This is a genomic window from Croceicoccus gelatinilyticus, assembly GCF_018398395.1.
In the GTDB taxonomy this organism is placed as follows: domain Bacteria; phylum Pseudomonadota; class Alphaproteobacteria; order Sphingomonadales; family Sphingomonadaceae; genus Croceicoccus; species Croceicoccus gelatinilyticus.
This window is the reverse complement of sequence record NZ_JAHCBF010000003.1, coordinates 135432-149414: the sequence shown is the minus strand read 5'-3', so window position 1 is coordinate 149414 and position 13983 is coordinate 135432. Positions and strand designations below refer to the sequence as shown.

Genomic DNA, 13983 nt, shown 5'->3' with positions numbered 1-13983 from the left:
GATGGCGGGCGGCGCAGTGGCTGCGCCCGCCTTCAAACCGCCGGAAAGCGTGCAGCAGGGCGATGTGCCCCGCCGCGCAAGATCACTTGATCTTGGCTTCCTTGAACTCGACGTGCTTGCGCACGACCGGGTCATACTTCCGCTGGACCATCTTCTCGGTCATGTTGCGGGGGTTCTTCTTCGTCACGTAGAAGAAACCGGTATCGGCGGTGGAGACCAGCCGGATCTTGACGGTTGCGGGCTTCGCCATGGCGTGTTCCTAGTAATTCCTGTAGCCGCGCGGCTGGCCGGTGAGCCTGCTACGCGAACGTTAAAACTCGCGGGTATTCGTAAGTGCGAGATTCGGAATCGCCTGACCCGTCTCGCAAAGCGTGGGGGCCTTTGCGATAAACGCCCTGCCAAGTCAACCCAAAGCCGCGTCAGCAGCCCCCTGCCGGGCGTTTCACAGTCTACCCAAACGAAAACGGCGCCGGTCCGTACCGGCGCCGTCTCGTGTCCCTTGCCGTGGGGCAAGGGCAATCTGGACGTTGGCTTACATTTCGTCAGCCGCGTCTTCCATTTCATCAGCCTGTTCTTCACCGGCTTCTTCAACGGCTTCAGCCTGCTCTTCCATGCCGGCGTCTTCCATCGCTTCTGCGGTGGCTTCGGCTGCATCTTCGATGGCTTCCGCTTCGGCTTCCATTTCGTTTTCGGCCGGGCTGTCACATGCAGCGAGACCAAGACCCATGGCAGCGGCGGCTGCAGCGGCGATAAGCTTCTTCATAATCTTTCCCCTTCACAATAATTCCGGGGCGGCAGAACCCTGCCGCCCCGGAAGATAGTCCGTCTTAAGTACCGATCTTAGCGAACGGAACCACGACGAAACAGATTAACGATCGCAAGGAGCACAACGGCGCCAAGGAACGAGAACAGCAGGGCCGAGAGGCTGAAGCCGTTCATAATAGTGTCACCACCGACGACGAGGCCGGCAAGCAGGGCGCCGACGATACCGACGACGACATTAAGCAGGATACCCTGCTGGGCGTCGGTACGCATGACGATGCTGGCAAGCCAGCCGATGATGCCGCCGACGATGATCAGAATAATGATACCCATCGTTCGAATTCCTTCAGATTAGCGTTTGAAGAAGAAACGTCGATGGGTACGCCTTGGTTCCGGCGCTTGTGGAAAAGTTGAATCGTTACAGAGGTTAAGGCCTTAAATCCCAGTAACTTAGCCGCCTGTGAAAACGCCCAACCAGAACAGGGCCGCAATGCCGATCACGATGCGGTACCAGGCGAACGGCGAGAAGCCGGCCTTGGAGACATAGGCAACGAAGGCGCGGATCACGATCAGCGCGACGATGAACGACACGACGAAGCCGATTGCGATTTCGTCCCAGCCGACCGTCATCGATCCTGCCGACAGCAGGTCGCGGTACTGCCAGATCTCCAGCGTCGATGCGCCCAGCATAGTCGGAATGGCAAGGAAGAAGCTGAATTCTGCTGCCGTACGCCGCTCGATTCCCATGGCCAATGCACCCATGATCGTTGCGCCCGAACGGCTGACGCCCGGAATCATGGCTAGGCACTGGATGAAACCGACGCCAAGCGCCTGTTTTACGGGGAGCTGGCCGATGCCGCTGGGCGGACCTTCCTTGGCGACCTTTTCGATCACGAGGATAGCGATGCCGCCCGCGATCAGGGCCCAGGCCACGATACTGGGGCTGCCCAGCATGATGTCGATGTAGTCCTTCATGATCAGGCCGATGATGGCCGCGGGCATGAAGGCGACGACGATGTTGATGACGAACCGGATCGATTCGGGATGGCGCTGGAAGATGCCGGTGCCAGCCGCCCAGAACGTACGCCGGTACTGCACGACGACCGCAAGGATCGCGCCCAGCTGGATGACGACGTTAAAGACTTTCCATTCCTCTGCGTCGTAGCCGAACAGGGCCGAGGCCAGGATCAGGTGGCCGGTCGACGATACGGGAATGAATTCGGTGAGCCCCTCGACGATACCGAGGAGGATTGCGGTCAGCGTGAGATTTTCCATGCGCCGCGGGAGGTCGCCCGACGCTCGGCCTAAGTCAAGCCGAATGCGCCGGGCTGCCCAGATAGATTACCAGATGCGCACACGCTCTTCCGGCTTGAGGTAGAGCTCATCGCCCGGCTTCACGTCGAACGCCTTGTACCATTCGTCGAAGTTACGGACGATGCCGTTGATGCGGTAGTGCGGCGGCGAGTGCGGGTCGGTGACCAGCAGTTCGCGCATGCGCTTCTCGCGCATCTTCGAGCGCCATACCTGTGCCCACGACATGAAGAAGCGCTGGTCGCCGGTGTAACCGTCGATCACGGGCGCTTCCTCGTCGTTCAGCGAAAGCTGGTAGGCGCGGTAGGCGAGCGAAAGACCTCCGAGGTCGCCGATGTTCTCGCCCATGGTCAGGCGACCGTTGACGCAGGTTTCACCGTCATCGAACGGGCAGAAGGCATCGTATTGGGCGGCCAGCACGTCCTGCAGCTTTTCGAAGTTGGCCTTGTCGCCGTCGGTCCACCAGTTGCGCAGGTTACCCTCGCCGTCGGACTTGGCACCCTGATCGTCGAAACCGTGGCCCATTTCGTGGCCGATGACCGCGCCGATCGCGCCGTAGTTCACGGCAGGGTCCGCCTCGACGTTGAAGAAAGGCGGCTGCAGGATGGCTGCGGGGAAGACGATCTCGTTCAGCGTCGGGTTGTAGTAGGCGTTCACGGTCTGCGGGAACATGCCCCATTCGCCGCGATCGACTTCCTGGCCGACCTTCTTGATCTCGTCCGCAAAGGCCCATTCCGACGCCATCATCGAGTTGGCGAGCGGATCGTTCGCCGTCGGCATCAGGCCTTCATAGGTCTCGAACTCGTCGGGCGAGCCGATCTTGGGCATGAAGGCGTTGAGCTTGGCCTTGGCCTCGACCTTGGTGTCCGCGCTCATCCACGACAGGTCGTCGAGGTTCGCGTCCATCGCGGTGCGCAGGTTGGCGACCAGCGCTTCCATCTTGGCCTTCTCTTCGACCGAGTAATACCGCTCGGTGTAGATCTTGCCGAGCAGTTCGCCCATCTGGCCTTCGACCGCGTCGATGCCGCGCTTCCAGCGGGGGCGCTGTTCTTCCTGACCACGCAGGGTGCGGCCATAGAAGTCGAAGCGCGCGTCGGCGATGTCGCTGGGCAGCACTTCGGAGTGGCTGGAGAGGAAGCGGGCGGCGAGCCATGCCTGCCAGGTCGAGACCGGAACGGTTTCCAGCATGTCCATCACGGCCGGCACGCCGCCGCCGATGTTGGCGGCTGCTTCGGCAGCGTCGATGCCGGCAGCGTCCAGTTCTTCCTGCGTCGGCGGCATCTGCCACACGACCGCATAGGGCAGGTCGGCAAGGCCCATGTCGGCGAGGAAGCTGCTCATCAGCCCGTCGGGGCCGAGCTGGGCCAGTTCATCCGCTTCGAGACGGGTGTAGGTGAGGTCGCGCTGACGGCTGACTTCCTGGCTCCAGTCTTCCTGGGCCATGCGGACTTCAAGCGAATAGACCGCGCGGGCCGCTTCGACCGGATCCTGGTAACCGGCCTTTTCGAGCAGGAAGGCGAGGTACTTCTTGTACTCGGCCTGCGCCTCGAGGTTCGTCTCGGTCGGCTTGAGGTAATAGTCGCGGTCCGGCAGGCCGAGACCCGATGTGAAGAAGTAGATCGCGTTGACGTCGCTGTTCTTCATATCGGCAAAAACGGCGGGCGCGATGGGGGAGGCATAGCCGGGCGTTGCGAACAGCTTGACCAGATCGGCGGGCGTCCTGGCCGCGTAGATCGACTGCAGATAGGGCTGCGCAGGCGCAAGACCGGCGGCGTCGATCGCGTCGGTGTCCATGAACGCGGCATAGGCATTGGCGAGGCGGGCTTCGTCAGAACCTGCTTCCCAAGAGCCAGCGGCCAGTTCCTTCAGGATCATGTGCACGCGCGCTTCGGAAAGGTCGCCCAGAAGGTTGAACGCGCCATAGCTGGTCTTGTCGGCGGGGATTTCGGTGGCCTTGATCCACTCACCATTGACGTAGGCGTCGAAGTCGTCACCCGGCTCGACCGACTTGTCCATGTACTGGGTCTGGACACCGAAGGCGCCCCAGTCCGCAGCTTCTGCAGCGGCGATGGTCTCTTCCGAGGAATCCTGGGCGATGGCGGGGGAGGTAAGAGCGAATGCGAGTGCCGAACAACCGGCAATAAGCAGTTTCCGAGTCATGGGGGGTGCAGTTCCGTTCGTTAGTCCAGTGCCACGCGTCATAGCGTCCTGCGCAGCGTTACAGATGTCGTTCGTCGGTTTCTTTTGTAACTTTATCGATGAACTGAGCCTGTAGATGGGTCAAGCGCCCGTTTTCGCAAGCGTGCGTTCAGGCTTGCGGCAAGATTTCCGGATATGTGAGGCGTTTGCCGCGGGGCAGGCCGTCAGCCAACGGGATCGTCGAACTGCAACCGGGCAAGGCGCGCATAGAGCCCGCCCGCAGCGGTCAGCGTGTCGTGATCGCCGGTTTCTACGATACGGCCCTCGTCCATCACCACGATACGATCGGCGGCGCGAACCGTCGCGAGGCGGTGCGCGATGACCAGCGTGGTGCGGTTTTCCATCAGCCGGTCGAGCGCGGATTGGACCAGACGCTCACTCTCGGCATCAAGCGCGCTCGTCGCCTCATCCAGCAGCAGGATCGGCGCGTCGCGCAGCAGGGCACGGGCAATCGCGATGCGCTGGCGCTGGCCGCCCGACAGGCGTGCGCCGGCCTCACCGATGAAAGTGTCGAGACCTTCGGGCAGTTCGCGCAGGAAATTCTCGGCATTTGCGGCGCGGGCCGCTTCCCAGATTTCCTCGTCGCTCGCCTCGGGCTTGCCGTAGAGGATGTTGTAGCGCGCGGTCGCCGCGAACAGCACCGATTCCTGCGGGACCAGCGCGATGCGGTCGCGAATGTCGGCAGGATCGGCGCGGGTCAGGTCCACCCCGTCAATCCGCACGCTGCCCGCCTGCGGATCGCGGAACCGTTCGACCAGCTGGAACAGCGTCGACTTTCCCGCGCCCGAGGGGCCGACAACGGCCACGGTCTCGCCCGGCTCGATGTTGAGCGAGAAGTCTTCCAGCGCCGCGCGTTCGGGGCGGGCGGGATAGCGGAAGGTGACGTGCTGGAACGCGATCTGCCCGCGCGGCGGGACCGGCATGGTCTGCGGACGTTCCGGCGCGGCGATTGCGGGGCGGGCTTCCAGCAGTTCGGCCATGCGCTGTGCCGCCCCTGCTGCGCGCAGCAGGCTGCCGTAGACTTCGGTCAGCGACCCGAATGCGCCTGCGACAAGGCCCACGGTAATGACGAAAGCTGCGATCGTGCCGCCGGTGATGTTGCCCGCGGTAACTTCGATCGCGCCTTTCCAGAGCAGCAGCGTGATCGCGCCGAAGATCATCGTCATGACGACGAACGTCAGGAACGAGCGCACCTTGATGCGCCGGCTCGCCGCTTCGAAACTGGCATCGACGGCCCCGCGGAAACGGTCGCGTTCGCGGTCTTCTTGGTTGAAGGCCTGCACGACCTGCATCGATGACAGCACCTCGCTCGTCATCGCGCCGACGTCGGCGATGCGGTCCTGGCTGGTGCGCGACAGGTTCCGCACCTTCCGCCCGAACCAGATGATCGGCAGGACGACGCACGGGATCGCCAGCACCAGCCACGCGCTGAGCGTGGGGGCGAGGTAGAACATGTAGGCCGTACCGCCGATCGCCATCAACAGGTTGCGCAGCGCGACCGAAACCGTGCTCGACACGACCTGTTCGATGATCGCGGTATCGGCCGTCATGCGCGATGCGATTTCGGACGGGCTGTTCTCTTCATAAAAGGCCGGCGGCATCGACATGAGGTGCCGGTTCACCCGCACGCGCAAATCGGCCACGACCCGTTCGCCCAGCCACGACACGAAATAGAACCGGAACGCGGTGCCCACGGCCATGATCACGACGATCAGCAGCAGGTACTGGAACCAGCGCGAAATATCGCCCTCGCCGGAAAAGCCCCGGTCGATGATCAGGCGGAAGCCCGAAGGGATGGCCAAAGTGGCGGCAGACGTGATGACCAGCGCGACAAGCGCCGCGCCGACGACGCCGGGATAGCTGCGCGCGGCATCGTAAAGCAGGCGCAAGGGCCCCAGGCTTTTCGCCTTGGGCGCTTCGTTCCCGTTCGATCCTGTCGGTGTGTCCTGGCGCGACTTGCGCCGCCTGTTCCCGCTCATGGCGCGGGGCCTAGCCCAAAGGCGAGGCAGGGCCAAGTGCGCCGAGGGTCTAATCCTCACCGGCGTTGCCGTTTACGGCAGGTCAAACCTCTCTCGCGACTGCAAAATAATCTTGTGCATTGCAACGAGAGGCGCAACCGCCGATATTGGCGGTGGAGGAGATACGAGGAGGACCACTCTTGCTCTACCAGATTTACGAGCTTCAGAAGGCCTGGCTGTCCAGCGCGAGCGCTGCCGCTTCGGTCGGTGCCGAATGGCTCGGCAACCCGCGCAATCCGCTTGGCTACACCGGCTTTGGCCCTGCCATTTCCTCTGCCATGGAAGTCTTTGCGCATGCCGCATCGCCGCGCGCAAAACCCGCTTTCGGCATTACCCACGTCGAACGTGACGGAAAGACTTTCGAAGTCGCCGAAGCCGATGTGCTGCACAAGCCTTTCGGCAATCTCAAGAAATTCACGCACGACGGCCTGCCCAAGGACCCGCCGCGCCTGCTGATCGTCGCTCCGATGAGCGGTCACTACGCCACGCTTCTGCGCGGCACGGTCGAGCGTATGCTCGAAAATGCCGAAGTCTACATCACCGACTGGACCGACGCGAAGATGGTGCCGATGTCGGAAGGCATCTTCGATCTCGACGCGTACATCGACTATGTGATCGATTTCCTCGAATTCATCGGTCCGGGCGCGAATGTCATGGCCGTGTGCCAGCCGTCGGTTCCCGCCTTTGCGGCAACCGCGATCATGGCAGAGGAAGGCAATCCCTGCCGTCCCGCCACGCTGACGATGATGGGTGGCCCGATCGATACCCGCGAAGCGCCGACCGAAGTCAACGAGATGGCGACCTCGCGTCCGATGGCATGGTTCAAGCAGAACCTGATCCAGACAGTGCCGCTGCACTATCCGGGTGCCGGACGCCGCGTATATCCCGGTTTCCTGCAGCTTGCCGGCTTCATGTCTATGAACCTGGGCAACCACATGATGAGCCACTACGCGATGTTCAAACATCTCGTCGTCGGCGACGGCGAAAGTGCCGAGGCGACGAAGATTTTCTACGACGAATATCTCGCCGTGTGCGACATGACGGCGGAGTTCTATCTCCAGACCGTGAACGCCGTGTTCAAGGAATACCTGCTGCCGCGCGGTCTGCTGACCCACAAGGGCAAGACGGTCGATCTTGGCGCGATCACCGACACCGCGATTCTGTGCGTGGAAGGCGAACGCGACGATATTTCCGGCGTGGGGCAGACGAAGGCCGCGATGGGCCTGACGCCCAACCTTCCCGACGACAAGAAGCTGTACCACCTTGCCCCCGCGGTCGGTCACTACGGCATCTTCAACGGTTCGAAGTGGCGCGGCAGCATCGCCCCGATCGTGGAACAGTGGATGGCCGACCATCGCCGCGGCAAGCTGCAGGCCGTCGCCTGATATCAATGGGTTGAGGTGGCGACCGAGCATGCGTCGCCACCACGACACCTAACGCTTCGTTATCACTGCATTTACCAAGTCCGTTTAAGACATCTTCTCGCAAACCCTGCGAAAGAAGACGAATGGACGCTGTGATGAAGATTGTCGGCCTTTTGCTGCGAATCGGCGGTGCCGGTGCGGGCGTGGCCGCTGTCATGTTTATTCCCGATGCAGTGCTCGCCCGCTCGATCGCGGCGCTTGGCCTGTCGGGCAGTGTCGACCTTTCGATGGCCCGCATGGTCGCGCATGGCCTGTTCGGCCTCATCGGTTTTCTCATGGGTTCGCAGATCGCCGGGATGCTGCGCCATCGCCCGAAGGAAGCCCCGGGCAGCCGCCACGATGCGGCCGAAGCCGTGCCGCGCCTGCGCCGCCACCTCGTCGATGGCGAAAAGAAGCAGGATTCGGTCGTTCCCCGCTACGAAGATCCGAACGCCGCTCCGACCAAGCCGGTCGCGGTTTCGTTCAAGGAACTCGGGCTCGAACATCCGCACGCCAGCGAATATCCCGCACCTGCCGGTAGCGAACAGGACGATCACCACGATTCGTTCGCCTATCGCGAAGAGGCGCAGCGTCCCGAAAGCGCGGGCAGCGCCGATGACGAATGGGCCGAATTCGGAGATGTCCCGCCGCCGCCGCGTTCGCAGCCCGAGGTAGCTGACGCTCCGCCCGCATCGCCGGTGGAGGAGGAGCCAGCCGCCCAGTGGACTGCGCCCGAGCCGTTCCCGGCCGAGCAGGACGAAGACCCGATCGAGGCACGCGAAGCAGAGTCGGCCGCCGACGAATGGAACGACGCGCCCGTCGCTGAAGATCTGGCCTTCGAGCCTTGGCCCGAAGAACCTGCGGCAGAGCCCGAACTGGTGGCCGAGCACGAGCCCGAACCCGTGATTGAGGCCGCGCCGGTAGAAACGGTCGCAGCGCAAGAGCCGGAGCCGGTCGCGGCAGAGGCGGAGCCTGTCATCATGCAGCCTGCGCCTGTGGCCGAGCCGGTCGCACAGGTGCAGCCCGAACCCATGGCCGAACCCATGCCGGAGCCGATGCCGATCCCCGCGCTCGTGGCAGCAGAGCCTGAGCCTGCACCCGAAGCGTTATCGGCCCCTGTTCCCGCGCCTGCCGCAGACGCCGGACCCGACCAGTACTCCCGCGTCAAGTTCGCCGCACCGAGCGACGAGAACTGGTATGACGGTGCCGGAGACGACGAGGAAGAGGCCGAGGATGACGGTGCCGGTTACGGTTCGCTGTCCGACATCGGCCTTGGGCGTACACATCAACCGCGTGGTGGAGAAGGTCAGCGCGGCGAAGCCGGTCTGCCACCTTCCGAATTCGGCAATAACAACGCTCCAAGCGTGATTCCGAAAGGGAAACCGCAGGATTTCCGCCTGCGTGAGGCGCTCGAGGAACTGATGCGGGTCGACCCTTCGGCGCGCTAAGACCATGAAAAATATCGGCTAGGCGGTCGGGATGGGGGTCCCGGCCGCCTTTTTGGTCTACTGTGCAGTTGCAAAAATCCAAATCTATCGCCATGGGGGTGCCGTGCGCCATATCGCTGCGCATACGCGGCGAGCGAGTCGCATTTTATTTCCGGGTTATGGTGCCCGGGCCCCGACAGGATAGGTGAAAATGGGTTTTCCGCCGGTTCAAGGCCTCTACGATGCGCGCAACGAACACGATAACTGTGGTGTGGGCTTTATCGCCCATATCAAAGGTCAGAAATCCAACGCGATTATCAAACAGGGTCTGACCATTCTGGAGAATCTGGACCACCGCGGTGCGGTGGGCGCTGACCCGTTGCTGGGTGACGGCGCCGGTATCCTGATCCAGATGCCCGACGCCCTGTTCCGCAACTGGGCGGAAAAGCACGGCAAGACGCTTCCGCCTGAAGGCGACTACGCGGTTGCCATGTGCTTCCTGCCGCAGGACGAAGCTGCCCGCGAATTCGTCGTGAAGCGGTTCGAGACCTTCATTGCCAAGGAAGGCCAGGACCTTATCGGCTGGCGCGACGTGCCGACCACGCTCGACGGCCTCGGCAAGACCGTGATCGAGCAGATGCCGGTCATCCGTCAGGCCATCATCGGCCGCGGCGGTCCGTGCAAGGACCAGGACGCTTTCGAGCGCAAGATCCTCGCCATCCGCAAGCAGGTCCAGAACCCGCTGGAAGATCTGTCGATCAAGCACGGTCTTCCGGGCCTGACCGAACTGTACCTGCCCAGCTTCTCGACCCGCACGATCGTGTACAAGGGCCTGCTGCTCGCCAATCAGGTCGGCAGCTTTTATGACGACCTGCGTGATCCGGCCTGCACCTCGGCGCTGGCGCTGGTTCACCAGCGTTTCTCGACCAACACTTTCCCAAGCTGGAAGCTGGCACAGCCCTTCCGCCTCATCGCGCACAATGGCGAGATCAACACCGTTCGCGGCAACGTGAACTGGATGAACGCCCGCCGCCGCACGATGGAATCGCCGCTGATGGGCGCCGATCTCGACAAGATGTGGCCCATCATCCCGCACGGGCAGTCGGACACCGCGTGTCTCGACAACGCGCTCGAGCTGCTGCTGGCCGGCGGTTACTCGCTCAGCCACGCGATGATGATGCTCATCCCCGAGGCATGGGCCAAGAACCACGAGATGGATCCGGCCCGCCGCGCGTTCTACGAATATCACGCCGCGCTGATGGAGCCGTGGGACGGCCCCGCCGCCGTTGCCTTCACCGACGGTCGCCAGATCGCCGCCACGCTCGACCGTAACGGCCTGCGTCCGGCGCGCTACTGCACGACGACCGACGATCTCGTCTGCATGGCGTCGGAAAGCGGCGTCCTGCCGTTCGACGACACCACGATCACGCGCAAGTGGCGCCTTCAGCCGGGCAAGATGCTGGTCATCGATCTCGAACAGGGCCGCATCATCGAGGACGAGGAAGTCAAGGCAGAGCTCTCGAACGCAGAGCCCTATGCCGACTGGCTGAACCACTCGCAGTACAAGCTCGAAGACCTCGAGCCGCTGGAGCCCGAGGCTGAAGACACCGGCATGGCCGTGGGCGAACTGCTCGATCGCCAGCAGGCCTTCGGCTACACACAGGAAGACGTGTCCAAGTTCCTTGAACCCATGCTGTTCAAGGGCGAGGACCCGATCGGTTCGATGGGCACCGACACGCCGATCGCTGTCCTGTCCAAGCGTTCGCGCCTGCTCTACGACTATTTCAAGCAGAACTTCGCGCAGGTCACCAACCCGCCGATCGACCCGATCCGCGAGGAACTGGTCATGAGCCTGCTGTCGATGATCGGGCCGCGTCCGAACCTGCTGGGCAAGGAAGCGGGCACGCACAAGCGTCTGGAAATCAGCCAGCCGATCCTGACCAACGCCGATCTTGCGAAGATCCGCTCGGTCGAGGAAATGCTCGACGGCGCGTTCCGTACCGCCACCATCGACATGACCTGGGATGCCAGCACCGGGGCCGACGGCCTTGAGCAGGCGATCAAGGAAATGTGCTGGGCCGCGACCGAAGCGGTGCTGCAGGACAAGAACATCCTCGTCCTGTCGGACCGTGCGCAGTCGAAGGACCGCATCGCGATGCCGGCGCTTCTGGCGACGGCTGCGGTCAACGCGCACCTCATCCGCCAGGGCCTGCGCATGCAGACGGGCCTCGTCGTCGAAACCGGCGAAGCGCGCGAAGTGCATCACTTCTGCGTGCTGGCAGGTTACGGCGCCGAAGCGGTGAACCCCTATCTCGCTTTCGAAACGCTCGAAAAGATGCGTGTCGACAAGGACGCCCCGCTGGAAGCGTGGGAAGTCGAGAAGAACTACATCAAGGCCGTGGGCAAGGGCATCCTGAAGGTCATGTCCAAGATGGGCATCTCGACCTACCAGTCCTATTGCGGTGCGCAGATCTTCGACGCGGTCGGCCTGTCCAGCCGCTTCATCGACGCGTACTTCACCGGCACCGCGACGACCATCGAGGGCGTCGGCCTTGCCGAAGTGGCGCAGGAAACCGTGCGTCGTCACGAAGCCGCCTATTCCGACGAGCAGATCTACAAGAACCAGCTCGATGTTGGCGGCATCTACCAGTACCGTCTGCGCGGTGAAGATCACGCCTGGACCCCGGGAACGATCAGCAACCTGCAGCACGCGGTCCGCGGCAACGACTTCGCCAACTACGAAGAGTTCGCCAAGGAAATCAACGAGCAGAGCGAACGCCTGCTGACGATCCGCGGCCTGATGGACCTGAAGAAGGCCGACAAGCCGCTCGATCTTTCCGAAGTCGAACCGGCGGAATCGATCGTGAAGCGTTTCGCCACCGGCGCGATGAGCTACGGCTCGATCAGCTGGGAAGCGCACACCACGCTCGCGCTCGCCATGAACCGGATCGGCGGCAAGTCGAACACCGGTGAAGGCGGCGAGGATCCCAAGCGTTTCGTTCCGCTCGAAAACGGCGACACGATGCGTTCGGCGATCAAGCAGGTCGCATCGGGCCGCTTCGGCGTCACGACCGAGTATCTCGTCAATGCCGACGACATCCAGATCAAGATGGCGCAGGGCGCAAAGCCCGGTGAGGGCGGCCAGCTGCCCGGCCACAAGGTCGACAAGATCATCGGCAAGACCCGCCACTCGACCCCGGGTGTCGGCCTGATCTCGCCCCCGCCGCACCACGACATCTACTCGATCGAGGATCTCGCGCAGCTCATTCACGATCTCAAGAACGTGAACCCGGGCGCACGCGTTTCGGTCAAGCTCGTGTCCGAAGTCGGCGTCGGCACGGTCGCCGCCGGCGTTTCGAAGGCGCGTGCCGACCACGTCACGATCTCGGGCTATGAAGGCGGCACGGGCGCGTCCCCGCTGACTTCGCTGACCCACGCGGGTTCGCCCTGGGAAATCGGCCTCGCCGAAACGCAGCAGACGCTGCTTCTCAACGATCTGCGTGCCCGTATTTCTGTGCAGGTCGACGGCGGCCTGCGTACCGGCCGTGACGTTGCCATCGGCGCGCTGCTGGGTGCTGACGAGTTCGGCTTTGCAACCGCTCCGCTGATCGCGGCGGGCTGCATCATGATGCGAAAGTGCCACCTTAACACCTGCCCGGTCGGCGTTGCGACCCAGAACCCGGAACTGCGCAAGCGCTTCACCGGTCAGCCGGAGCACGTGATCAACTACTTCTTCTTCGTGGCGGAAGAGCTGCGCAAGATCATGGCCGAGATGGGCTTTGCCACTCTCGACGAAATGATCGGCCGCGTTGACCGCATCGACATGAAGAAGGCGGTCAAGCACTGGAAGGCGCACGGCGTCGACCTGTCGCGCCTGCTGCACAAGGTCGACGTTCCCGAGGGCAAGGAGCTCTTCTGGACCGAAACGCAGGACCACGGCCTCGAAGCCGCGCTCGACAACGATCTCATCGCCGCCTCCGCCCCTGCGCTGGAGAAGGGTGAGAGCGTGCGCATCGACCGCGAGGTTCGCAACGTGAACCGCACCGTCGGCACCATGCTGTCGGGCGAAGTCGCGAAGAAGTACGGCCACGGCGGTCTTCCCGACAACACGATCCGCGTGAACTTCACCGGCGTCGCGGGCCAGTCCTTCGCGGCCTGGTTGGCGCACGGCGTCACGCTGGACCTCGTCGGCGATGCCAACGACTATGTCGGCAAGGGCCTTTCGGGTGGCCGCGTCATCGTCCGTCCGCCTGAAGGCGCGGACCGTGACCCGTCGAACAACATCATCGTCGGCAACACCGTGCTTTACGGAGCGATTGCGGGCGAGGCCTACTTCAACGGTGTCGCGGGCGAACGTTTCGCCGTCCGCAACTCGGGCGCGGTGGCCGTTGTCGAAGGTACCGGCGACCATGGCTGCGAATATATGACCGGCGGCATGGTCCTCGTGCTGGGCCAGACCGGTCGCAACTTCGCAGCGGGCATGAGCGGCGGCATCGCCTACGTCTATGACGAGGACGGCACGTTCGAGAAGCGCTGCAACACCGCGATGGTGGACCTGCGCAAGGTCGAGAACGTGCGCGACGAGGACGACGGCGCAGGCCGTCCGACGCAGCGTGGCCGTTCGGTCGACGACATGGGCATGGGTGATCCGCTGTACCACGATGCCGAACGCATCAAGGTCCTGCTGGAACGTCACCACTTGCACACCACCAGCAGCAAGGCACGCGCCCTGCTCGACGATTTCGACAATACGATCGGAAAGTTCGTGAAGGTGATGCCGCGCGATTATGAAAACGCGCTCAAGGCCATGGAAGCAGAGCGCATCGCCGCTCAGAGCGAAGCAGCGGAATAAGGGTCAGCACT

9 protein-coding genes are annotated in these 13983 nt (G+C 63.1%); 3 read left to right on the top strand and 6 right to left on the bottom strand.

Going from position 1 to position 13983, the window contains the following annotated elements; translation table 11 throughout:
* Positions 1 to 82: 82 nt before the first annotated feature.
* From rpmG to KIH45_RS08080, 6 genes are all read right to left on the bottom strand, one after another.
* Positions 83 to 250 carry a 50S ribosomal protein L33 gene (rpmG, locus tag KIH45_RS08105; protein WP_066764720.1) on the bottom strand — a complete coding sequence of 56 codons (168 nt, stop codon included), beginning with the start codon at positions 248 to 250 and terminating at the stop codon, positions 83 to 85.
* A gap of 282 nt (positions 251 to 532) precedes the next feature.
* Positions 533 to 763, bottom strand: coding sequence for a hypothetical protein (locus KIH45_RS08100; RefSeq protein ID WP_213175508.1), 231 nt, complete (start codon positions 761 to 763; stop codon positions 533 to 535).
* 77 nt (positions 764 to 840) lie between these two features.
* Positions 841 to 1095: a GlsB/YeaQ/YmgE family stress response membrane protein gene (locus tag KIH45_RS08095; RefSeq protein WP_047822682.1), complete on the bottom strand. Its 255-nt coding sequence runs from the start codon at positions 1093 to 1095 to the stop codon at positions 841 to 843.
* A 117-nt stretch (positions 1096 to 1212) separates the two neighbouring features.
* Positions 1213 to 2037 carry an undecaprenyl-diphosphate phosphatase gene (locus tag KIH45_RS08090; RefSeq protein ID WP_213175507.1) on the bottom strand — a complete coding sequence of 275 codons (825 nt, stop codon included), beginning with the start codon at positions 2035 to 2037 and terminating at the stop codon, positions 1213 to 1215.
* 66 nt (positions 2038 to 2103) lie between these two features.
* On the bottom strand, positions 2104 to 4233 hold the full coding sequence (locus tag KIH45_RS08085) for a M13 family metallopeptidase (protein WP_213175506.1): 2130 nt from the start codon (positions 4231 to 4233) through the stop codon (positions 2104 to 2106).
* A 203-nt stretch (positions 4234 to 4436) separates the two neighbouring features.
* Positions 4437 to 6251, bottom strand: a complete 1815-nt coding sequence (locus KIH45_RS08080) for an ABC transporter transmembrane domain-containing protein (RefSeq protein ID WP_213175505.1) — start codon at positions 6249 to 6251, stop codon at positions 4437 to 4439.
* 179 nt (positions 6252 to 6430) lie between these two features.
* Here KIH45_RS08080 and KIH45_RS08075 point away from each other — a divergent pair, with 179 nt between their 5' ends.
* The 3 genes from KIH45_RS08075 to gltB all read left to right on the top strand — a co-directional run bounded on the left by KIH45_RS08075 (position 6431) and on the right by gltB (position 13972).
* Complete coding sequence (locus KIH45_RS08075; RefSeq protein ID WP_213175504.1) at positions 6431 to 7675, top strand: polyhydroxyalkanoate depolymerase; 1245 nt, start codon at positions 6431 to 6433, stop codon at positions 7673 to 7675.
* Between the two features lie 134 nt (positions 7676 to 7809).
* Positions 7810 to 9141, top strand: coding sequence for a hypothetical protein (locus tag KIH45_RS08070; RefSeq protein ID WP_213175503.1), 1332 nt, complete (start codon positions 7810 to 7812; stop codon positions 9139 to 9141).
* 190 nt (positions 9142 to 9331) lie between these two features.
* Entirely contained in the window at positions 9332 to 13972 is a 4641-nt protein-coding gene (gene gltB, locus KIH45_RS08065) for a glutamate synthase large subunit (protein WP_213175502.1), read from the top strand.
* Positions 13973 to 13983 lie beyond the last annotated feature (11 nt).

What these genes read in the sequence shown, in the direction of transcription:
- gltB (WP_213175502.1), top strand. Translation starts at nt 9,332, where the DNA reads ATGGGTTTTCCGCCGGTTCAAGGCCTCTACGATGCGCGCAACGAACAC.
- rpmG (WP_066764720.1), bottom strand. Translation starts at nt 250, where the DNA reads ATGGCGAAGCCCGCAACCGTCAAGATCCGGCTGGTCTCCACCGCCGAT.
- KIH45_RS08100 (WP_213175508.1), bottom strand. Translation starts at nt 763, where the DNA reads ATGAAGAAGCTTATCGCCGCTGCAGCCGCCGCTGCCATGGGTCTTGGT.
- KIH45_RS08090 (WP_213175507.1), bottom strand. Translation starts at nt 2,037, where the DNA reads ATGGAAAATCTCACGCTGACCGCAATCCTCCTCGGTATCGTCGAGGGG.
- KIH45_RS08085 (WP_213175506.1), bottom strand. Translation starts at nt 4,233, where the DNA reads ATGACTCGGAAACTGCTTATTGCCGGTTGTTCGGCACTCGCATTCGCT.
- KIH45_RS08080 (WP_213175505.1), bottom strand. Translation starts at nt 6,251, where the DNA reads ATGAGCGGGAACAGGCGGCGCAAGTCGCGCCAGGACACACCGACAGGA.
- KIH45_RS08070 (WP_213175503.1), top strand. Translation starts at nt 7,810, where the DNA reads ATGAAGATTGTCGGCCTTTTGCTGCGAATCGGCGGTGCCGGTGCGGGC.
- KIH45_RS08095 (WP_047822682.1), bottom strand. Translation starts at nt 1,095, where the DNA reads ATGGGTATCATTATTCTGATCATCGTCGGCGGCATCATCGGCTGGCTT.